Raw genomic sequence first — 21966 nt, forward strand, 5'->3', positions numbered from 1 at the left:
TGAGCGCAGAATGAAACGGAGCGGATACGGCGCTGCCGGATGTCCCCTTCATTCAGTATCTGCGCATTCAGATGGCGGGCCATATCAATTGCCCGTACGGCAATTAATTCCGCACTCCAGGGTACAACAGCCAGCACCAGAACAGGACTGTTTGAACAGAGTCTGGTCGTAAAGTTATGCCACGCCAGCGGTCGTGAAAACCCGTCTTGCGGCACAGATATCCCACACTGGATCGCTTCGCGCCTTTCTTGCGGAGCATTAATCTTGTTGACAATCACACCAGAGAGCATGTTTTTAGCGCTACCTAAACCACTGCGTGCCAGTTCCATACGCTCATGTAGTTGCGCGGGAGTTTGTCGCCCGTGGGACATCACCAGCACAATTTCGGCATTCAGCGTCTTCGCGATCTCGATATTCAGCGAGTGCGCAAACTGATGCTGACGTGTCGGGATAAGCCCTTCCACCAGCACCACTTCCGCGTTCTGTCTTACGGCATGATAACGGGCAACAATGGTTTCCATCAGCACGTCTTTCTGGTTGCTGGATAGCAGAGTTTCAACGTAGCTCATCTTCAGCGGTTCACCCGCATGTAAACCCGTCCTTGCGCGAGTGATCGCAGTTGTGCGATCGGGTACGGCGTTCTCATCCCGGGACTGGGCGATGGGTTTATACACGCTCAGCCGGACGCCTTTACGCTCCATAGCGCGGATCACCCCAAGACTGACGCTGGTCAGACCGATGCCGGGTTCCGCAGGAATTAACATGATGGTACGTGACATGGAGTCTCCTCATCAGACATGAAAAAGCCTGCCGCCATCGGCAACAGGCTTTTGACGTTTACGGTTTCATCGCCATCAGGTCAGACAGCTCGACGTGCTTCTGGTAGTCAACATTATCGAAACCAAAACCGTTGAGCTGAAGGAACTCTTTTCTGTACCCCTCGTAATCGCCAACCTGTGTGAAATTGTCGTCATTTAGCGTGGTCATCAACTCACTAACCGCATGCTGCACGTCTGGGCGTAACTCCAAGTCATCAACGCGAATAAGCCGGCAAGCGTCAACAGGTACCTCCCCGCCCGCGTAGAGTTTATCTGTGAACAAACGCTGCATCTGCTCAATACAGGTTTCATGCAGCCCCATTTGTTTCATCACCTGATACAGGCACAACACATACGGAGAAAATGCAGGGATAAATACACTGGCTTTAGTGACCAGTGCTTTACAGACCGACACCCAGGCTCCACCATTATCGGCAGACAGTTGCGCATTCAGGCGCTCCGCCGTCAGAGACAGATGCTTCTTCGCCAGCCCTAATGTCCCGTCATGATAGATAGGGTATGTCATTTCAGGGCCAATATAGGAGAAGGCCACCGTTTTCGCCCCTTTCGCCAGCGCGTTATGGTGCTGTAACCAGTGGATCCACTCCTCCCAGTCTTCGCCTCCCATCACTTTTTCCGTTGCCAGGATCTCGGCGTCATTCGCCACATCCAGTACGGTGGTATCCAGACAATCTTTTTCCAGATTAACGGTCTTACCGCTGAAAGGTTTTCCCACCGTTTTCAGGCAGGAGCGCCACATTTCACCGGTTTTAGGATCGGGGCGCATACCGGTTGCCAGGCTGTAGACAACCAGGTCAATTTGGCCACCGAAATCACGGTTGATAAGCGCCATGACCTGTTCTTTTACCTCGGCGGAAAAGGCATCTCCCACGATATTATGGGCAATGCGCCCTCCTGTTTCGGCCTGCTGGCGAAAATAAACATTGTTATACCAGCCTGCCGTACCCACCCCTTTTTCGCTCGGTCCACGTTCAAATGAAACGCCAATGGTATCCGCCTTCGCGCCACCAAATGTCAGCGCGACTCTGGCTGCGAGACCAAAACCGGAAGATGCCCCAAGAATTAACACACGTTTAGGACCATGCTGAATTTGCTTATGCTGCTGGCTGTAATGAATCTGTTTTTTCACCGCCTGCTTGCAGCCCTCAGGATGGGCTGTTCTGGCCACTACACCATTAATAACAGGTTCAATAATCATCTTTATATCCTTATGCTCTTTTTTTCGGAGCCAACACCACGGCAATGCCTTCAATAACAATTTCGTTATTCTGGTTGGTGGTGGTGGTGGCTAATTTGGCAATATTTTTCTCTGTATTCAGTTCTATCACTTCACAGGTAGCTTTAACGGTGTCACCAATATAAACCGGGCGGCAAAATTTATTATCCTGCCCCAGATAAATGGTTCCCTCGCCGGGTAATTGCATTCCCAGTACGGCAGAGGTTAACCCGGACACCAGCACGCCATGCGCGACGCGCTTGCCAAAGATGCTCTCTTTTGCCACCACGTCATTGATATGTACCGGATTGATATCACCGGAAATACCTGAAAACAGCAGCACATCACTTTCAGTGATCGTTTTTTCAAAACTGGCTTTTTGACCAATAAACATATCTTTGATTGTATAAGACACAGTCATACCCTCGATAGATAATCGAAATATTAAAAAAGAATCGGAGAAATCAGTTTAAAAATTATTTCAAACTTAGCTGCATTGGCTGTTCACTGAAGATACGCGCATCCATCGTTTTTAATGATGAGCTGATCTTCGGCATAAACTCCATTTTATCAAGAATATCGCGATGCAAATCAATGCCAGGTGCTATCTCTACCAGCTCAATCGTACCGGTGGTCAATTTAAATACTGCCCGTTCGGTAATGTAATATACCGTCTTATTATTCTTACGTGCCGTATCGGAAGAGAATGTGATTTGTTGCACCTGCTTAATGAATTTCAGTATATGGCCATCGCGGCGGATCTTGAGTTGACCGTCTTCAACGACAATATCACTTTCACCAGCGGTAAACGAGCCGCAGAAGAAGACCTGCTTTGCATTCTGGGTGATATTAATAAACCCACCGCAGCCCGCAATTTTCACACCAAATTTTGAAACATTAAGATCGCCTTTTGCATCTGTCTCCGCCAGCCCCAGAAAAGCCTGATCCAGACCACCACCGTCATAGAAATCAAACATTTGATCCTGAGTAATGATGGCCTCAGGGAATGCTGACGCCCCAAAAGAGAGGCCACCGGCCGGGGAACCCCCGATTGCACCCGGCTCTACGGTAGCAATCAGCCCCTGCGTCACGTGTTCTTCATCCGTTATTTGTGCAATCACTTCCGGGGCACCAATGCCATAGTTAACAATCGCATTTTTTTTCAGCTCCATTGCCGCACGCCGCGCGATGATTTTCTTGACATCCAGCGGACGAGACTTACGCTGCTCTCCGGTGCGAGAACCGCGACCAACATAATTTTCGTTCATTGCCTCGGCAAAGGTCTGCATGTGTAATTCACCTTCAGCCACCACAATAGCATCAACGAAAATCCCCGGGATCTTCACTTGCTGCGGATCCAGCGAACCATCCGGGACAATGCGCTTCACCTGGACAATCACCTTTCCCCCCTGGTTATGCACCAGCTGAGCAGCAGCCAGGTTTTCCAGAATCAGGCATTCGTCTTCCATCGTAATATTGCCCCGGGTATCTGCTGTCGTACCCCGCAGAATCGCGATATTTGCGTCAATTTTTTTATAGAAGAGGTTTTCAACACCATTCACTTCGGTATACGTCACAATATCTTGCGTCGTTTTGGCATTGATTTTTCCCCCTTCAACGCGGGGATCGACAAATGTACCTAACCCCACGTGCGTGAAGGTACCCATTTTGCCTGCCGCACTGTCACGGAACAGGTGACAAATAACACCCTGTGGTAAGTTATAGCCTGTTATTTTCCCTTCATTCGCGAGCTTTTGCAGACGTGGAATAAGACCCCAGTGTCCGCCAATGGCGTGACTCACTAGTCCTTCATGCGCCAGGCGATTATTAGCTTTCTCTTTTGCATCGCCTTGCCCGGCAGCAAAAATAAGCCCCAGATGGCGAGGATGCCCCGTCGCCAGGAATTTGTCTTCAATTGCTTTTTCAATAGACTCTGGTACGACTGCGCCAATAAAACCACCCAAAATGACGTTATCGCCGTCCTGAATTAAATCAGCTGCCTGCTGTGCCGTAATTTGTTTGACAGATTGCATGATAATAACCTTTTTTTAAATTAGAAAGAATGTGGCGTAAGCGATCATGGTGACCACTGCGAATACAGGGAAAATACAGGTAACGATAAACAGCTCTTTATAGCTTTGTTTATGTGTTAAGCCACAGACGCCCAACAATGTAATAATGAAGCCAGAATGAGGTAGCGTATCGAAGGTCGAGGCACTGAAAACAATCACCCGGTGCATCAACCCGGCAGGAATATTATGTTCTACCGATAACGCCATCAGTTCTTTACCGAATGCCAGCATCGCCAGCCCAACGCCACCGGAAGTGGAGCCCACAATCCCGGCCAGCACTGCCGTTCCAACAGAAGCCGCAATCATTGCAGACCCTGGGATAGCAAACACCGCGGCCTTGATCACCGCGAATACCGGCAACATTTTCACCACACCGCCATAGCCTACCTGAGTTGCAGTGTTAAATATGGGGGTCAGCGAGTCGTTCGCCCCCTGCGCCAGCGTTCGGGTTGTGTTTCCAATCTCTTTGCGATATAGCACCAGCGTAACAACAATGGCAATACACAGCGAAACCGTAATAGCCCAAATACCCTGAATACCGCCAACACTGGCGTAATGCTGAATGACATGGTCAAGTTCGAAATATTGTGTGAGCAAAATATTACCGAAAATAACGATTGCAATCGGTGTCATGGCAACCAGGATATTTCCCTGCGCGATAGTTTTCTCACTGTCCTGTCCTTCTCCGTAACCCTCACCCTGGCTTTTAGCCTGCCGAACCAGACGGGTCATATACCACACACCAATTACCAACCAGACCAGCGTCCCAATGATGCCAATATCCATGCCGGAATAGATGGTGGTTTTAAAAATTGGAATTGGGATGGTATTAATAAACTGAGCTGAACCTGGTGCGACATAGGCTGGCAAGCACCCCGCACATATTGCACTGGGTAGCAGACGGCGAGGATAATCGCTGTTAATAAAAATGGTTCTGGCAATAGGTAAGACGGCAAAGACAACAACAAAAACAGATACGCCACCGTAGGTGAGTAAAAACGAGGCCAGAATAACTGCAAGTATTGCTTTTTGTGGCCCCATTGCCTGGGAAATAAACTGTGCAATAGTTAATGCTGCGCCGCTGGCGTTCATTAAGGTTCCGAATATCGCCCCTACGAGGAATATTGGGAAATAAGCAGCAACGAACCCCACCACTGACTGCATAAACGGGCCTGTCCAGGAGTATAGTACGGGTATTTCTGATCCCAGGAGTACCGCAAGCATGGCCATTAATGGTGAAACAATTAATACGGGTACGCCGCGATAGATAAGAAAAATAAGTAAAACCAAAGAGAGGATTAATCCAGTCATAATGTCCTCTGAGAATAAGAGTACTGTTCGCATTGGCGATACAATGCGAACAAAGGTTATTTTATTGTGCGCGTTTGATAATGATTGCAGTCCCCATACCGCCACCAATGCAGAGTGACGCCAGGCCTATTTTTTTATTCTGCTTAATCATTTCATAGAGCAGTGAAACAATAATGCGTCCACCGGATGCACCTAACGGATGTCCCAGAGCAATGGCTCCGCCGTTCACATTAGTCCGCCCTTCAAACCACGCGGCGTCGACACCGTGTTCAGTACACAATCCACGCATTACGCCAATGGCTTGTGCGGCGAAGGCTTCGTTGATTTCCAGTAGTTCAATATCGCGAAGGGTCAATTTGCCACGCGTAAGTGCATCGGCAATTGCTGGCACCGGCCCCAACCCCATAACAGTAGCGTCAACACCACCCTGTCCGCAGGCAACAATTTCAGCCAGAGGCTCCAGATGCCACTTCTCTACCGCCTCCTGAGATGCCAGAATCAGCGCAACACCGCCGTCGTTGATGCCGGAAGCGTTACCTGCGGTCACGGTGCCTTCTTTGTCAAATGCAGGTTTTAATTTGGCAAGCTGCTCCAGAGAGGAGTCTTTACGCGGGTATTCATCACGTGCAAACTGCATTTCACCTTTTCTGCTGGTCACGGTAACGGAAGCAATCTCATCATCGAAACGACCTTGCTCCACCGCCAGCAATGCACGTTGCTGGCTCTTCAGGGCGAAAATGTCCTGCTCTTCCCGGCTAATGGAATATTTCTGCGCTATATTTTCTGCCGTCACCCCCATGTGATAGCGGTTAAACACATCCGTTAGCCCATCAGCTATCAGCGAATCGGTGATCTGTTGGTTGCCCATTCTGAGACCAAAACGGGCGCGGCTATCAACCAGATACGGTGCCTGGGACATGTTTTCCATACCCGCAGCAACAACCAAATCCATTTCACCACTTTTGATCTTTAGCGTGCCATCGATAACGGTTTTCATGCCGCTGCCACAGATCATATTCAGCGTCAGTGCCGGAACCTGAAAAGGGATCCCCGCTTTTACAGCCGCCTGCCGCCCCGGCCCCATGCCCTGTCCTGCTGCCAGAACGTTGCCGACGATAACCTCATCAATATTTTCAGGATTGATTTTACTCTGGGCGATAGCGGCTAAAATGGCGGTGGCAGCCAGATCACTGGCAGGAACACTCATCAGGCTCCCGCCGAATGCCCCCAGCGCGGTACGTTTCGCGCCAACGATATAGACTTTTTTCATCATCAGTTCCTCAGATAACCAGACCGCCATCGATCTTCAGCGTCTGGCCGGTAATAAAACTCGATTTTTCGCTGGCGAGGAACAGGACGCCGTTGGCAATGTCTTCCGCAGTTGCCATGCGACCGAGAGGGGTTTTGCCGACCATGTGATCGATCACTTTTTCCGGCAGATCTTTGGTCATCGGTGTGACCACAAACCCCGGAGCGACACAGTTGGCACGTACTTTAGCCCCTTTACGGGCAAACTCTTTAGCCCAGCCTTTCGTCATCGCAATAACACCGCCTTTCGTCGCCGCGTAATTACTCTGGCCAATATTACCGTCGGTTCCTACAACAGAAGACATGGTGATAATGGAACCGGCATTATTTTCCATCATGATGGGGGCTACCGCCTGAGTCATATTGAAAACCCCCTTCAGGTTAATATCGATAACCAGATCCCAGTCGTGTTCCGTCATCTTATTAATAAGGTTGTCGCGGGTGATGCCTGCATTATTCACCAGAACATCAATATGACCATCCTGCTGCTGTATTTTATATACTACCTCCTGAATGGCCTGCCGGTCGCAGACATTAAGCGTAACCGGAATAACATTTTTAAGTGTTTCATTATTGCCATGCTGAATATCACAAGCATAAATTTTAGCCACGCCAGCCTGCGAGAAAAGCTCAACAATTTTGCGACCAATACCTTGTGCCGCACCAGTAACAATACAGATTTTATTATGCATGTTGTTCTCCATAGAAAATCATCCCGTATATTTACGAGAATTACCTGAGGTAACCTTCGCATTCAGTAATAACAATTATAGAGTCACGAAACAATCTGAAGAGGATTATCAAGGTGGCACGATAAAAACTGATTAACATTCTTCACATAAAACCAACAATGGAAAATAACCCATTATTTTCAATCAAATACGCGATAAAAACTCATTAGAATACAGAGGGGTACAGCGATCAAACTCACATATCAAACAAATATACTCGTCCGTTCATTAAAAAAAATAAAAACTGTTTTGCAAAAAGTGGCGGTCTATTTTAACCCGATCAATTTTTCAGATAATAACTTTCCAAATGCCATTCTGACATTGACTTCGTTCTTCCCCACCCCCTATACTCTATAAAACAAAGCAGTAAATATAACATTCGAATTTACATTTAATTCCTTTATGAAACAAATCATCCTGTTAAATCTCTGGGGGAGCGAATGCTGGATAAAACTGTTTTCTTTATGCATGTCGTGCGCTGTGGTTCGATATCTGAAGCGGCAAAAGTATTTCACATTACCGCGGCAACAGGTAGCCGTTGGCTGAAGGAGTTAGAGGAAAAGCTAAACGTTCCTTTACTTATTTCTACGACACGCAAAAGCCAACCGACGGAAGCCGGGATGCTGTTATATGAACGTTTTCATGCTGCTTATATAGGCATTCAGGATATTTATAAAGAAGTTGAAACCTCCAACAACACCGATCGGGGGGTGATCTCAATAGCCTCAACACCACTTTTCTCACGGAACTTTCTGTCTAAAATCATCGGCGAGTATCTCTTTATTTGTCCTGAAGTGAGTTTTCGTATCGAAGAAACTGCCTATGTTGATGAAAAAAATAGCGATATTGATTTCTATATTCGCGCTGGAGCAACCTATCGCGGTCATATGGAGCCAGACAGTCAGTTAATTAAGAAAGCCCTTTTTAGCTACCCGCTAGTTGTATGCTGTTCACCCAGCTATATCGATTCATACGGTGAACCGCAGTCGCCCGAAGAGCTTAAATTCCATAACTGTATTTATACCTCAACGCTTGTGGGGGGGAACCGGTGGCAGTTTGACGTGGATGGAGATATTACGACCATTGAGATAGCCAAGACGGTGGAAATTGAGAATAGTGAGTTTCTCAAGGATGTCGCCCTGGCCGGAGGTGGTATTGCTTATCTTCCGCTCCCGTTAGTCAGTAAAGAGCTACAAAAAGGCGAACTGGTCTCTATTCTGGATAATTACATTAAAAGCAAATTTGAAATAAGCCTTTGGTTTCGTTCACTAAAAACCATGCCATCACGCTGCCTTAAATTTAAAGATTTCCTGGTAAAAAGGACTCTGGAAATCAAAGATATGATCCATTTCTCCTGACCTGTGTGCTTAGCGATCGTTCAGGCGCAGTACAGAATCTATAAAATCATGTTTTAATCGGGAGTATTCAACAAGCGTAAGAGTACCGCTATTAATGATCCTCTGTTTAAGTTCGCCATACTCTTTGACCTTTTGTTCGAGCGTTCTCAGATAATCTCTAAAAAAGAGATTGTTGCACCACAGAGTATCTCTGTATTTCACTATTTGGATATTGAAATTATTACGGGCTCGCTGGATTAAATAATATCGGTTTCCCTGTGCTGATATTTCGCTGAATTCATAACCGGACGATTCAAGCGCATTGATCAGCGTTTTCGGAACAGGAAACGACTTAAAACCAACCATAATATCAACAATCGGCTTTGCCACCACCCCTGGAATTGCGGTACTACCAATATGAGCACAGTGAAGATCGTAACGGCTGAAAATTGGACTCAACCGGCTAACTTCTGTTTCATACACACTTTGACCTGCTCCCCAATAACTAATGCAGTGTTGAGTTAGCAATGTCTATTCTTGGCACTTAAGCGACAGTCAACATGAGTATTGTTAGGGACAGCAAAAGTGCCAGACCTGAATTGCTGCTCAGTAGTGGCTGGGAAAAGTTGGTTGAGGTAGTGCTCATAACAGATTTTATTGGGAACCCTGAACAAGGCCGGGAATACTTTCTGGGGTTGTGAGGGGTTGTGAGGGGTTGTGAGGGGTTGTGAGGGGTTGCGAGGGGTTGCGAGGGGTTGTGAGGGGTTGTGAGGGATTGAGCAAGCCTACCGGCGCGGTAGTGTTTTGCAAACATCAGAAGCGATGCTGCCTGGCTTCTCCTGACCGGACAAAGACCGGATCCTGGCTTGGTGTGATCAATTCACCAGCAGGTATTCCGGATGGAAATAGTGTTTATTGGCAGCGTGAAGACCAGCAGAGGTTGGCACAGTGACCGGAAGGGTAGGGCGTCGTTAAAGGGAGATGCTCAGGTCGGACTCAAGAGGTAAAGTAGCGGCATCTGTGGCCAGCACGACCAGAAATCTACCGGAACCCCAGAAAGCAAAAAACCCGCCATAGGCGGGTTCTTCTAAATAGTGGTGCCCGGACTCGGAATCGAACCAAGGACACGGGGATTTTCAATCCCCTGCTCTACCGACTGAGCTATCCGGGCAACGGGGCGCATTAAACCGCAATCACGCACGGTCGTCAACACTATTTCGGGAAAAGCTGTTCAACTGCTTAACTTTGCGGCAGTCTGTCGGTTTGCGCGGCGAAATTGCACAAATCTTCCAGACAGGTTTGGCGCAGTGTGACAATGCTGATGAGAAGAGGAGGGCAGTATGGCGAACGACTGGCTTGAGCTGCGTCAGCATTCAGACACGGGCATTGAAACGATTAAAGCGCACTTTGAAGGTCATGCGTTTGATCCGCACTGGCACGATAGCTACCTGGTTGGAATTACCCTTGCCGGTACTCAGCAGTTTCACTGCCGACGAGAGCGCCATCGTAGCCGTCCCGGCGATGCATTTTTACTGGAGCCTGGTGAGATCCACGACGGGGATGCGCCGGTAGAAGGCGGGTTTACCTATCTGACGTTTTATCTGGACGAACAGTGGCTGACGAACACGCTGCATGGGCTGTATGACACCGTACCTGGCAGCTATTCGCTGCACTTTGCTCAAACGCGGACGCGAGAGCCGCAGCTGGTGCGTTCGATTGGCGAGACGTTTACCGCGCTTCACAGCGATGAGATGAAAATTGTTCAACAGAGCACGATGGACGGTTTGCTGGCGCAAATTACCTCGCACTGCCACTGGCGTAAAAGATTGCCCTCGCAGCTACAGAGCGCGGCGGTGGCCCATCGTGCACGCGACTACCTGTACGCCCATATTGGCGATAACATCGGGCTGTCCGACCTTGCGCGTGAAACCGGGACGGACAGGTTTACCCTGACGCGCTGTTTTAAACGCGAATTTCACCTTGCTCCGCACGCCTGGCTTATCCAGCTGCGGCTGGCAAAAGCACGACAGTGTCTGGCGCGCGGAGAACAGCCAGTCGACGTTGCCGCGGCTCTGGGTTTCGCGGACCAAAGCCACCTGGGGCGCTGGTTCCAGCGGGCATACCGTATTTCGCCAGCCCATTACCGTCGGTTGTGCACAAACCTTCCAGACGTTTCCAGAAAATAGCGTCACATTCATGGCTCTTATAATAAGGAGCCACCTGTGAGTCTGATCCCCTTCCTGCTATTTGCTTTTGTTGCCTCGATAACGCCGGGGCCAACCAATATTCTGGTGCTGACCAACAGCCAGCATTTTGGTGTGAAAAATACTGTGCCTGCCATTCTGGGCGGCTGTATTGCCGCGAGTGCCATTGTGTTGATTTCAGGGGCGGGCGCAGGGGAAGTGTTGCGTCAGTATCCGTTGATCCGTCAGGTAATGAGCTGGGCGGGTGTGCTGTGGTTAAGCTGGATGAGCTGGCAGTTGTTTAGCGCGCCCGCGGCGAATCTGTCGTCGAAAAGCCCTAACCGCTTTACCGCCCAGGCAGCGGCGCTGTTGCAGGTTGTTAACCCGAAAACCTGGATGATGGCGCTGGCGGTTGTCAGCCTGTTTTCCCCGGCAAGCGATAATGCACTGCGGGATATTGCTCTGATGGCGCTGTGGTTTTTGATTATCTCGATTGCGTGTCTGTTGTGCTGGGCATGGCTTGGCAAGGCGGTGAACAGAATTTTTCGCACCACCGTGGCGATGGTGCGTTTTCAGCGGCTGATGGCGGTGTGCCTGTTTGTTTCCGCCTGGGCCGGGATACTGGCTTAGGTTAACGCACCACCTGAGCGGCACTGCGCAAAACGCAGAATATCTTCTGCAAGACGGTGCGCCGTATCCACGTCGGCCTGGCTACGGTTCACCAGCATTCGGCTCAGACACCCTTCGAGTACCAGCTCCATCTGCCTGGCGACCATGGCAGGATCGTCCACTTCAAGCATGGTGAGCAGCTCGTGGGTAAAGTCATGCGCCGCCCGTTTTTGCTGATTGGCCAACTGGTGAATCGGATGTTCAGGGTCGGGATAGAACGTACAGGCAGCGATAAACAGGCAGCCAGGGTAACGGTTGTTGCTCACGCATTCGGTCAGTGCGGTATAGCGCGCCAGCAATTTTTGTTCGGCCGTCAGCTCTTCATTTAACATGAGCTGCCGACGCCAGATATCGACCTGCTGGCTCAGATAGCGCAGGGCGTCATAATGCAGCGCCTCTTTGTCGGGCCAGAAACGCTTAAGTTCATCCAGAGGGTAATCGATACGGTCGGCTACCATCTCAAGCGTGGTGCTGGCTATCCCTTGAATCTCAAGCAATTGCAGGGCTTGTCCCAGTACGTCTTCGCGTTGCACGGTTTTCTCCTCCGTTTTTCCCAACGGTTTGTTCCGTCTAAAGTGTCGTTTACGGTTGGCGATCGCGCAAATGTGCGCTAAATGCCGCGGCATTCATAAACCCGGTCACGCGAGCCGCGGGCTGCTCCTCGCCCTGTTTATTGAAAAACAGGATGGTGGGCAGGCCGAGCACGTTAAGCTGTTTCAGTAACGCCTTATCCTGCGCGTTGTTCGCGGTGACATTCGCCTGAAGCAGCACGGTTTCTTTCAGCGCGCTTTGCACCTGCGGGTCGCTAAAGGTGTATTTCTCGAACTCTTTGCAGGCTACACACCAGTCGGCATACAGATCAAGCATAACGGGCCGGCCATTCGCCTGAGCCAGGGCAGTGTTCAGTTCATCAACGTTCTTAATCTGCGTGAAGTTCAGGTGCGCCTGCGTTTGCGCGCCGGGGGCGCCAAATGCCCAGTCCTGCAATGGACGTACGCTTATCAGTGCGGCGGCCAGCAACAGGATCTGCACCAGGCGCATCCAGGGCTTTGTCGCGCCCAGGCTGGTAATAAACGCCCAGCCAAAGAAAGCCACGCCCAGCATTGCCCACAGGCGCAGGCCCCAAATGTCACCGATGATGCGTTCCAGCAGGAACACCGGCAGCGCCAGGATCACAAAACCAAACGCTGTTTTTACGGTTTCCATCCACGGGCCGCTCTTCGGCAGCAGTCGGTTGCCGAACACCGTCACCAGGATCAGCGGTAAACCCATGCCGAGTGCGTACAGGTAAAGCGTGCCGCCACCCAGCCACAAATTGCCGCTCTGCGCGATGTACAGCAGGATAGCGCTCAGTGGTGCCGTGGTACACGGAGAACAAATCAGCCCGGCAATCGCCCCCATCGCAAACACGCCGCCTGCGGAGCCGCCCTGCTGACGGTTGCTCATCAGCGTTAAGCGGGTTTGCAGCGATGACGGCAGTTGCAGCGTAAACAGGCCAAACATCGACAGTGCCAGCAGGGTAAAGACAACCGACAAGCCGATGAGCACATATGGATGTTGCAGCGCCGCCTGGAACTGGAGCCCGGCGGCGGCGACCACAAGGCCGAGCGCAGTGTAGGTGAGCGCCATTCCCTGCACGTAGATAAAGGCCAGCAGCAGCGCCCGGGCGGTGGACAGACGTTGTTTACCGCCCAGTACAATGCCGGAAATCAGCGGGTACATCGGCAGCACACACGGCGTGAAGGCAATGCCGATACCAATCAGTAAGGCCCAGAGTGCGGAGAACGGAAGCGCAGACCCCGGTTCACTCCCGACGCTCTTCCCGGAAGGTTGAGGAGGAGTGTCTGCGGCCATTTTGACTTCGCTCAGCGGAACGACTTTTGTTTCCGGCGGATAGCAGAAACCGGCGTCCGCGCAGCCCTGATAAGTGACGGTCAATGTGGCGCCTTTATCGGCCTGGTTCACCGTCACCGGCACACTCAGGCGCTGGCGATAGATTTCGCTTTTGCCGTAAAACTCGTCTTCGTGCCACTCGCCTTTGGGTAACTGAAGCGGGCCAACGTTCGCCTGTGCAGGGGTAATGCTGACCTGCTTGCGATAGAGGTAATAACCGTCCTTGACCTGCCAGGTCAGATTCAGGTCGTGTTGGTTTTGCTGGAAATCGAAGACGAACGCCTGATCGGCGGGAATAAAGTTAGAGCGGCCGGGTGCATCAAATAACCCGGCAAAAGCTGATGTGCTGCACAGCAGCAGGATCAGCGTAAGGACGCGTTGAGCCATGAGAGATAATCGTTATCGCCGTGTACCACCGGGAGTACCAGCAGTTCCGGGGTTTGGTAAGGATGATGAGACTTGAGACAATCGAGGAGCGCCTGCTGATTCACCGTGTTGGTTTTCAGCAGCATTTGTACTTCGTACTCCTGTTCCAGTTTACCTTCCCAGTAATACAGGGAGGTGGCGCCGGGGAGGAGGGTGACGCAGGCTGCCAGTTTTTCTGCCAGCACTTTGGCGGCAAGATCCTGGGCAGAAGCTTCATCTGGAGCGGTACAAAGCACAACAACAGCGTCTGGTGTATTCACAGGTCGACCTCGTTATCGCGAAAAAAAACACTATACCATGCGAGGGCGCTGCTCATTAATGAATCGGGCCGCATAGCGACCCGATTTTAACTATTTTTACAACCACAATGGGTTTACAGCACGATGCCGCCGATGATAAAGCCGAGGATGACGCAAAGCGAAATCGCGACTACGCCCGGGATCAGGAACGCGTGGTTAAACACATATTTACCGATACGGGTAGAGCCGGTGTCGTCCATTTCAACCGCCGCCAGCAGGGTTGGGTAAGTCGGCAGTACGAACAGCGCAGACACCGCCGCAAAAGAGGCAATTGCCGTCAGCGGGGTTACGCCAAGCATCAGTGCCGCCGGCATCAGCGCTTTGGTAGTCGCCGCCTGGGAGTACAGCAGCGTTGCAGCGAAGAACAGCACCACAGCCAGCAGCCACGGGTAGTTGTGCAGCAGATCACCGGCAACGGTCTGGATATCCGAGATATGCGCTTTCACGAAAGTATCACCAAGCCAGGCGACGCCCAGTACGCACACACAGGCGCTCATACCGGACTTAAAGGTGCTGGCGTTCAGCACTTCGCTAGTGTCGATTTTACAGGTGATGCTAATCAGTGCGGCGATGGTCAACATGAACACCACAATCGCTTCGTTACGTGGCAGAACTGGGTTTTGAATCAGCCCTACGGTATCGCTGATGGCGGTAGCGTAGAACATGACTGCCACAATGCCGATCAGGAACAGCAGCACAGAGCGTTTCGCGTGGGGTTTCAGCTCGAAGACCTGGCTGCCGCGCAGTTTCACTTCTCCTTTTGCCAGACGCTCCTGGTAGACCGGATCGTCTTTCAGGTCAGCACCGAGGAAGTTACACAGCACGGCGGTGATCATCACCGCAATCAGCGTGACCGGAATACAGATCCCCAGCAGTGTCAGGTAGCTCACGCCCATTGGCTCCAGGATGCCCGCAAAGAAGACCACGGCAGCGGAAATCGGTGAAGCGGTGATGGCAATCTGGGACGCCACCACAGCGATGGAGAGCGGACGAGACGGGCGAATGCCTTGCTCTTTCGCCACTTCAGTAATGACCGGCAGCGTGGAGAACGCCGTGTGGCCAGTCCCGGCGAGAATGGTCATAAACCATGTCACCAGTGGTGCAAGGAAGGTAATGTATTTTGGATGGCGGCGCAGCATACGCTCCGCCAGGCTCACCAGGTAGTCCATACCACCCGCCACCTGCATGGCAGCGATAGCGGCAATAACGGCCATGATGATTTCGATAACGTCAAAAGGGATTGCGCCGGGTTTGATCTGAAAGATAAGGGTAAGAACGAGCACCCCGAGACCACCGGCAAAACCGATGCCGATACCCCCGAGTCGTGCGCCCAAATAAATCGCCAACAAGACGATAACGAGTTCTGCTCCAAACATAAGTGCCTTCCTTGTTTATTAACAAGTTGATATTAAATTGTTGTGTAATTGGTAACGCTTAAAAAGAAAAAAGGCACGTCACAAGTGACGTGCCTTTCGCAAGCTTAGCCTGAACTGCTACTGTTCGCTTTCATCGGTATAACGTTTCGCTTTATACGCTGGGTGCATCAGGTTTTGCGCCGAGAAAATGTCGTCCAGCTCCGCTTCGGTCAACAGACCGCGCTCCAGCACAACTTCACGCACGCTCTTACCGGTTTCAGCACAAATCTTACCGACGATGTCGCCGTTATGGTGGCCGATGAACGGGTTGAGGTAGGTGACGATGCCGATGGAGTTATACACATAGCCTTCACACACTTCTTTATTCGCGGTGATACCGTTAATGCATTTTTCCAGCAGGTTGTAGCATGCGTTGGTCAGGATGTGGATGGATTCAAACATCGCCTGGCCAATCACCGGCTCCATCACGTTCAGCTGCAACTGACCCGCTTCAGAGGCCATGGTCACGGTGGTGTCGTTACCAATGACTTTGAAGCAGACCTGGTTCACCACTTCTGGCACCACCGGGTTGACTTTGGCTGGCATGATAGAGGAACCCGCCTGGAGTTCCGGCAGGTTGATTTCATTCAGGCCAGCGCGCGGGCCGGAAGAGAGCAGGCGCAGGTCGTTACAGATTTTGGACAGTTTCACTGCCAGACGTTTCAGCGCGCTGTGTACCATCACATATGCGCCGCAGTCGGAGGTGGCTTCAATCAGGTCTTCAGCCGGAACAACCGGCAGGTTAGAAACTTCTGCCAGTTTCTGCACCGCCAGCTGCTGATAGCCGTCCGGGGTGTTCAGACGTGTACCGATGGCGGTTGCGCCCAGGTTCACTTCCAGCAGCAGTTCAGAGGTGCGCAGCAGGTTTTTGGTTTCTTCATTCAGCAGCACGTTAAACGCGTGGAATTCCTGACCGAGGGTCATTGGAACCGCGTCCTGCAACTGGGTACGCCCCATTTTCAGGATGTCCTGGAACTCAACGGCTTTACGCTGGAAGCCATCTCCCAACTGGTTGATAGCGTCGACCAGTTTCACCACGGAGGCATACACTGCGATGCGGAAACCGGTAGGGTAGGCATCGTTGGTGGACTGGCATTTATTCACGTGGTCGTTAGGGTTGAGGTACTGGTATTCACCTTTTTGATGACCCATCAGCTCCAGGGCGATGTTTGCCAGCACTTCGTTGGTATTCATGTTGACGGAGGTACCCGCGCCGCCCTGATAGACGTCAACCGGGAACTGATCCATGCATTTGCCGTTGTTCAGCACTTCATCGCACGCGGCGATTATCGCATTTGCAGCGCTTTTCGGAATGGTTTGCAGCTCTTTGTTTGCCAGTGCTGCGGCTTTCTTTACCATCACCATGCCACGCACAAACTCAGGGATGTCGCTGATTTTGCTGTTGCTGATGTAGAAGTTTTCAATCGCTCTCAGAGTGTGAACACCGTAGTAGGCATCCGCTGGAACTTCCCTGGTACCCAACAAATCTTCTTCGATACGAATGTTGTTTAACATGTGAACCTTCTTTTCAAGCTGCCGATGGATTGTACTAAACACACAGTATTTATGTGGTTTTGAATATTTTATGACCGACGATTATTCCCTCAATCGGCCACATGCTCGAGATCATATGCTGATAATAGCGAATTGCCGTAATCTGGATCACTTATTATCGACCCGATAACATGATAATTATTAATCTGTGAAATGAGTCACCGCTTTAATATTTCCAAAAAAAATATCCGTGCAAACTGATTGAATTTTGGCTAACCGCCTCCATCTGTTCTACACGCGAGTTGCGAACACATTCAGACAGAGGCCAGGCGCCTCTGCCACACAGGAGATGCCAGTGCGCTGGATACCGTTTATTGCTTTTTTTCTCTATGTTTACATTGAGATTTCGATTTTTATCCAGGTCGCCCATGTGCTTGGCGTCCTGCTGACGCTGATCCTGGTTATCTTCACGTCGGTGATTGGGATGTCGCTGGTGCGTAATCAGGGTTTCAAAAATTTCCTGTTAATGCAGCAGAAGATGGCCGCAGGTGAAAGCCCGGCCGCTGAGATGATCAAAAGCGTGTCGCTGATTATTGCGGGCTTGATGCTGATCCTGCCGGGGTTCTTTACCGACTTCCTGGGGCTGTTGTTGCTGTTACCGCCGGTGCAAAAGCACCTGACCATGAAGTTAATGCCCCACCTGAGCTTTGGCCGAATGCCGGGCGGTGGTTTCAGTGCCGGACCTGGCAATACGTTTGATGGCGAATACCAGCGTAAAGACGAGCAGCACGACCGGTTAGATAATAAAGACGATCGTTGATGTCATGCCCGGTGGTTTAGCGCCACCGGGCGTTATTCAGAGGGAACTTCGCGTCGGCAAAAACAGCCAAAGCCCCGCCAGCATCACAATGGCGTACAAACTCTTCCAGCCCACCATCGCCAGCAGCAGCAAACAGAGCACCCCACCGATAATGGCCAGCGCTTTAAAGCGACCTTTCAGCAGTCGACAACCCGCCAGCATACACAGCAGATAAATCATGATGAAAATGCCGTTGGCATAGACGATCAACGCATCAAGATTGATATTCAGCCAGTAAATACCCAGGGTACTCAGCACGCAGCAACCCAGTACCGTGTTCAGCGCATTCAGTGGAAGCTGGCGTTTTGACAGCTGCGCGAGGCGGCTTTCCGGCTTGTACAGCGCTTGCGACCACACCAGACGGGCGAAGCTCTGTATGTAAATATTGAGGCTAGCGAAGCAGGCGAGATAACCAATCACGCAGGCCACCCACAGGGCTTTGACGCCGAAAAGTGTCACCACAATACCCGGCAGCGATGCCGCTGCGGCTTTATCTTCGCCAAAGGCATTAAAGTGCAGTACCAGCACGGTACAGGCCCAGTAGACAGTGCCTGCCAGCAGCAGACCAATCATCAGCGCGCGCGGGAAATCGCGCTCGGGTTGTTTAAATTCCGATGCCAGATGCGCGAACGCCTCAAGACCCACGAAACACCAGAACATTACCGAAAGTGCAGCGAAAAGCTGTGAATGGTCGACATCGCTCACCGCCGGGAAGGGGATTTCCGCCACGGTGATGTTGCCTGCCCACCAGATAGCGGCAATCAGGGCGACAATAAGCACCGCGACCAGCGTTTGCAGATTGGCGCTGGAGCTGGCCCCACGCGAGCCGACCCACCAGACAATCGCCAGCGTTCCCAGCTCGGCAAACAGCAGTTGTTCGTCATGCCAGCCAAACAGCGCCTGCCCGAAGCCCGTTGCGATATGCAGTGCGGCAGGTAGCCCAACAGGAATAACCGAAAGGAAAAGCCAGCCAGTCACGCGCTCCAGGCGCGGGCCAAAGGCCATGCCGACAAAGTGGGCGACACCGCCTGCACTGGGAAAGTGCCGCCCAAGCACGGCAAAGACAATCGCTACCGGAAAAACCAGCACAATCAATACCGGCCACGCCCACAGGCTGTTATTCCCGGCGACCAGCGCCGCGAGTGCGGGAACAGCGAAAACCCCCGTGCCTAACAAGGAAGTTGAGAGTAAGCCCACGCCCTGCGCGAGTCCCAACTCCTGTTTCAGTCCACTCATTTACATCGTCCTGCCACCATCCAAAGAGAGGCGATGGTAACACTTTCGCAAATTTTTTTTCGACTACCCCTTGAAGGGGTAAAAAGCTATCCCCATCTCTCAGGGCACTAGCCGGAAAACCGTGTACGGACCGGCGTCATCCATAACTGATAATGACTTTCTCAAAGGAGAGCTATCAATGAGTATTCGTCCGTTACATGATCGTGTGATCGTCAAACGTAAAGAAGTTGAAACCAAATCTGCTGGCGGCATCGTTCTGACCGGTTCTGCAGCGGCAAAATCAACGCGTGGCGAAATCATCGCTGTCGGTAAGGGCCGCATCCTGGAAAACGGAACTGTGCAGCCACTGGACGTTAAAGTTGGTGACATCGTAATTTTCAACGATGGCTACGGCGTGAAATCCGAGAAGATCGACAATGAAGAAGTGTTGATCATGTCCGAAAGCGACATTCTGGCAATTGTTGAAGCGTAATTACGCACGAGAATTTGAGGAACTAAGAACATGGCAGCTAAAGACGTAAAATTCGGTAATGACGCTCGTGTAAAAATGCTGCGCGGCGTGAACGTACTGGCAGATGCAGTTAAAGTGACCCTGGGCCCGAAAGGCCGTAACGTAGTGCTGGACAAATCCTTCGGCGCGCCAACCATCACTAAAGATGGTGTTTCTGTAGCACGTGAAATCGAGCTGGAAGACAAGTTCGAAAACATGGGCGCGCAGATGGTGAAAGAAGTTGCCTCTAAAGCGAACGACGCAGCAGGCGACGGTACTACCACTGCAACCGTACTGGCACAGGCAATCATCGCAGAAGGCCTGAAAGCCGTTGCTGCGGGCATGAACCCAATGGATCTGAAACGTGGTATCGACAAAGCTGTCGCTGCTGCCGTTGAAGAGCTGAAAGCGCTGTCCGTACCGTGCTCTGACTCTAAAGCCATTGCTCAGGTTGGTACTATCTCCGCTAACTCCGACGAAACCGTAGGTAAACTGATCGCTGAAGCGATGGATAAAGTCGGTAAAGAAGGCGTGATCACCGTTGAAGACGGTACCGGTCTGGAAGACGAACTGGACGTGGTTGAAGGTATGCAGTTCGACCGCGGTTACCTGTCCCCATACTTCATCAACAAACCAGAAACGGGTGCTGTTGAGCTGGAAAGCCCATTCATTCTGCTGGCTGACAAAAAAATCTCCAACATCCGCGAAATGCTGCCAGTTCTGGAAGCCGTTGCGAAAGCAGGCAAACCACTGGTTATCATCGCTGAAGATGTTGAAGGCGAAGCGCTGGCGACTCTGGTGGTTAACACCATGCGTGGCATCGTGAAAGTGGCCGCGGTTAAAGCACCTGGCTTCGGCGATCGTCGTAAAGCTATGTTGCAGGACATCGCAACCCTGACTGGCGGTACTGTTATCTCTGAAGAGATCGGTATGGAGCTGGAAAAAGCGACCCTGGAAGACCTGGGCCAGGCTAAACGCGTTGTGATCAACAAAGACACCACCACCATCATCGATGGCGTGGGCGACGAAGCTGCTATTCAGGGCCGCGTTGGTCAGATCCGTAAGCAAATTGAAGAAGCAACTTCTGATTACGACCGTGAAAAACTGCAGGAGCGCGTAGCGAAACTGGCAGGCGGCGTGGCAGTTATCAAAGTTGGTGCTGCAACTGAAGTTGAAATGAAAGAGAAAAAAGCACGCGTTGACGACGCTCTGCACGCGACCCGTGCAGCAGTAGAAGAAGGCGTGGTTGCGGGTGGTGGTGTTGCGCTGGTGCGCGTTGCCGCTAAACTGGTTAACCTGACTGCGCAGAACGAAGATCAGAACGTGGGTATCAAAGTTGCGCTGCGCGCAATGGAAGCACCACTGCGTCAGATCGTGTCCAACGCCGGTGAAGAACCCTCTGTTGTGGCAAACAACGTGAAAGCGGGCGAAGGTAACTACGGTTACAACGCAGCCACTGAAGAATACGGCAACATGATCGACTTCGGTATCCTCGACCCAACTAAAGTGACCCGTTCTGCATTGCAGTACGCGGCATCTGTTGCTGGCCTGATGATCACCACCGAGTGCATGGTGACCGATATGCCTAAAGGCGATGCACCTGACTTAGGTGCTGCTGGTATGGGCGGCATGGGCGGTATGGGCGGCATGATGTAATCGTGCGCTATACAGCTTAGATTGTGAAAAACCCCCGGGCAGAAATGCTCGGGGGTTTTTCTTTTGGTCATCTTTTTAGTATAAGGTTTAGACACGGACAACTACTGTCCAGCTTATTGAAAACGAGGAATAACATGCGCGTAAAAGTCTGTGCAGGGATCGTGGGAGCAGCATTGCTGCTGGCAGGTTGTAGTTCCAGCAATGAGCTGTCAGCAGCGGGCCAGGGTGTTCGCTTTGTGGAAGATAAGCCGGGTAGCGAGTGCCAGTTATTAGGTACGGCAAGCGGTGAGCAAAGCAACTGGATGTCGGGCCAGCACGGTGAAGAAGGCGGCTCTATGCGTGGTGCGGCGAATGCCCTGCGTAACCAGGCTGCGGCGATGGGCGGTAACGTGATTTATGGCGTGAGCAGCCCGTCGCAGGGGATGTTGTCGAGCTTTGTGCCGACAGCCAGCCAGATGAATGGCCAGGTTTATAAGTGCCCGAACTGATTGCCTTTTTCCCTCTCCCTTGAGGGAGAGGGTTAGGGTGAGGG

At 51.4% G+C, this 21966-nt stretch carries 21 protein-coding genes and 1 tRNA gene; 7 read left to right on the forward strand and 15 right to left on the reverse strand.

Going from position 1 to position 21966, the window contains the following annotated elements:
- The 7 genes from ACS603_RS14205 to ACS603_RS14235 form a co-directional block, all read right to left on the reverse strand.
- The coding region (locus ACS603_RS14205; protein ID WP_474944459.1) for an AAA family ATPase at positions 1-779 on the reverse strand (779 nt) is incomplete at its 3' end.
- 58 nt (positions 780-837) lie between these two features.
- Positions 838-2037 (reverse strand): enoyl-ACP reductase FabV, encoded by a 1200-nt coding sequence (fabV, locus tag ACS603_RS14210; protein ID WP_474944460.1) that lies wholly within the window; start codon positions 2035-2037, stop codon positions 838-840.
- Positions 2038-2047: 10 nt separating this feature from the next.
- Positions 2048-2470 (reverse strand): MaoC family dehydratase, encoded by a 423-nt coding sequence (locus tag ACS603_RS14215; protein ID WP_474944461.1) that lies wholly within the window; start codon positions 2468-2470, stop codon positions 2048-2050.
- Between the two features lie 61 nt (positions 2471-2531).
- Positions 2532-4088 carry an acyl CoA:acetate/3-ketoacid CoA transferase gene (locus ACS603_RS14220; RefSeq protein WP_474944462.1) on the reverse strand — a complete coding sequence of 519 codons (1557 nt, stop codon included), beginning with the start codon at positions 4086-4088 and terminating at the stop codon, positions 2532-2534.
- A 15-nt stretch (positions 4089-4103) separates the two neighbouring features.
- Positions 4104-5438: a GntP family permease gene (locus tag ACS603_RS14225; protein WP_474944463.1), complete on the reverse strand. Its 1335-nt coding sequence runs from the start codon at positions 5436-5438 to the stop codon at positions 4104-4106.
- A 61-nt stretch (positions 5439-5499) separates the two neighbouring features.
- Positions 5500-6708, reverse strand: coding sequence for an acetyl-CoA C-acetyltransferase (locus ACS603_RS14230; RefSeq protein ID WP_474944498.1), 1209 nt, complete (start codon positions 6706-6708; stop codon positions 5500-5502).
- 10 nt (positions 6709-6718) lie between these two features.
- Complete coding sequence (locus ACS603_RS14235) at positions 6719-7438, reverse strand: SDR family oxidoreductase (RefSeq protein ID WP_474944464.1); 720 nt, start codon at positions 7436-7438, stop codon at positions 6719-6721.
- A gap of 479 nt (positions 7439-7917) precedes the next feature.
- On the opposite strand from ACS603_RS14235, the gene ACS603_RS14240 reads away from it, so the two are divergent.
- Complete coding sequence (locus tag ACS603_RS14240) at positions 7918-8835, forward strand: LysR family transcriptional regulator (protein ID WP_474944465.1); 918 nt, start codon at positions 7918-7920, stop codon at positions 8833-8835.
- Between the two features lie 9 nt (positions 8836-8844).
- Here the strand turns inward: ACS603_RS14240 and ACS603_RS14245 are convergent, their stop codons facing one another.
- Entirely contained in the window at positions 8845-9297 is a 453-nt protein-coding gene (locus tag ACS603_RS14245) for a GrpB family protein (protein WP_474944466.1), read from the reverse strand.
- 612 nt (positions 9298-9909) lie between these two features.
- Positions 9910-9985, reverse strand: a tRNA-Phe gene (locus ACS603_RS14250).
- Between the two features lie 169 nt (positions 9986-10154).
- On the opposite strand from ACS603_RS14250, the gene ACS603_RS14255 reads away from it, so the two are divergent.
- Positions 10155-11000, forward strand: a complete 846-nt coding sequence (locus ACS603_RS14255) for an AraC family ligand binding domain-containing protein (RefSeq protein ID WP_474944467.1) — start codon at positions 10155-10157, stop codon at positions 10998-11000.
- Positions 11001-11036: 36 nt separating this feature from the next.
- Complete coding sequence (locus ACS603_RS14260) at positions 11037-11627, forward strand: LysE family translocator (protein ID WP_182063347.1); 591 nt, start codon at positions 11037-11039, stop codon at positions 11625-11627.
- On the opposite strand, the gene ACS603_RS14265 is transcribed toward ACS603_RS14260, so the two are convergent.
- The 5 genes from ACS603_RS14265 to aspA all read right to left on the reverse strand — a co-directional run bounded on the left by ACS603_RS14265 (position 11624) and on the right by aspA (position 17214).
- Positions 11624-12199 (reverse strand): transcriptional regulator, encoded by a 576-nt coding sequence (locus ACS603_RS14265; RefSeq protein ID WP_474944468.1) that lies wholly within the window; start codon positions 12197-12199, stop codon positions 11624-11626. The genes ACS603_RS14260 and ACS603_RS14265 overlap by 4 nt on opposite strands.
- Before the next feature lie 49 nt (positions 12200-12248).
- Positions 12249-13946, reverse strand: a complete 1698-nt coding sequence (locus tag ACS603_RS14270) for a protein-disulfide reductase DsbD (protein ID WP_474944469.1) — start codon at positions 13944-13946, stop codon at positions 12249-12251.
- A complete protein-coding gene (gene cutA, locus ACS603_RS14275) occupies positions 13922-14245 on the reverse strand; it encodes a divalent cation tolerance protein CutA (RefSeq protein ID WP_014068585.1) in 324 nt (107 codons plus the stop codon). The genes ACS603_RS14270 and cutA overlap by 25 nt, the downstream gene beginning before the upstream one ends.
- A gap of 113 nt (positions 14246-14358) precedes the next feature.
- Entirely contained in the window at positions 14359-15660 is a 1302-nt protein-coding gene (locus ACS603_RS14280; RefSeq protein ID WP_182063350.1) for an anaerobic C4-dicarboxylate transporter, read from the reverse strand.
- 117 nt (positions 15661-15777) lie between these two features.
- The gene (aspA, locus tag ACS603_RS14285; protein ID WP_182063351.1) at positions 15778-17214 is read right to left on the reverse strand and encodes an aspartate ammonia-lyase; all 1437 of its coding nucleotides are present in this window, start codon (positions 17212-17214) and stop codon (positions 15778-15780) included.
- 334 nt (positions 17215-17548) lie between these two features.
- Here aspA and ACS603_RS14290 point away from each other — a divergent pair, with 334 nt between their 5' ends.
- Positions 17549-18013 (forward strand): FxsA family protein, encoded by a 465-nt coding sequence (locus ACS603_RS14290; RefSeq protein WP_182063352.1) that lies wholly within the window; start codon positions 17549-17551, stop codon positions 18011-18013.
- 36 nt (positions 18014-18049) lie between these two features.
- Here the strand turns inward: ACS603_RS14290 and yjeH are convergent, their stop codons facing one another.
- Positions 18050-19288 carry an L-methionine/branched-chain amino acid transporter gene (gene yjeH / locus ACS603_RS14295; RefSeq protein ID WP_395675437.1) on the reverse strand — a complete coding sequence of 413 codons (1239 nt, stop codon included), beginning with the start codon at positions 19286-19288 and terminating at the stop codon, positions 18050-18052.
- A gap of 178 nt (positions 19289-19466) precedes the next feature.
- Between yjeH and ACS603_RS14300 the strand changes: the two genes are divergently transcribed.
- The 3 genes from ACS603_RS14300 (at position 19467) to ACS603_RS14310 (ending at position 21922) form a co-directional block, all read left to right on the forward strand.
- Positions 19467-19760 carry a co-chaperone GroES gene (locus tag ACS603_RS14300; protein ID WP_003855929.1) on the forward strand — a complete coding sequence of 98 codons (294 nt, stop codon included), beginning with the start codon at positions 19467-19469 and terminating at the stop codon, positions 19758-19760.
- 30 nt (positions 19761-19790) lie between these two features.
- Positions 19791-21434, forward strand: a complete 1644-nt coding sequence (groL, locus tag ACS603_RS14305) for a chaperonin GroEL (RefSeq protein ID WP_315687629.1) — start codon at positions 19791-19793, stop codon at positions 21432-21434.
- A 134-nt stretch (positions 21435-21568) separates the two neighbouring features.
- On the forward strand, positions 21569-21922 hold the full coding sequence (locus ACS603_RS14310) for a DUF4156 domain-containing protein (RefSeq protein WP_182063355.1): 354 nt from the start codon (positions 21569-21571) through the stop codon (positions 21920-21922).
- The last annotated feature ends 44 nt before the right edge of the window (positions 21923-21966 follow it).

It is taken from the genome of Enterobacter sp. Li2LvB3, from assembly GCF_056156645.1.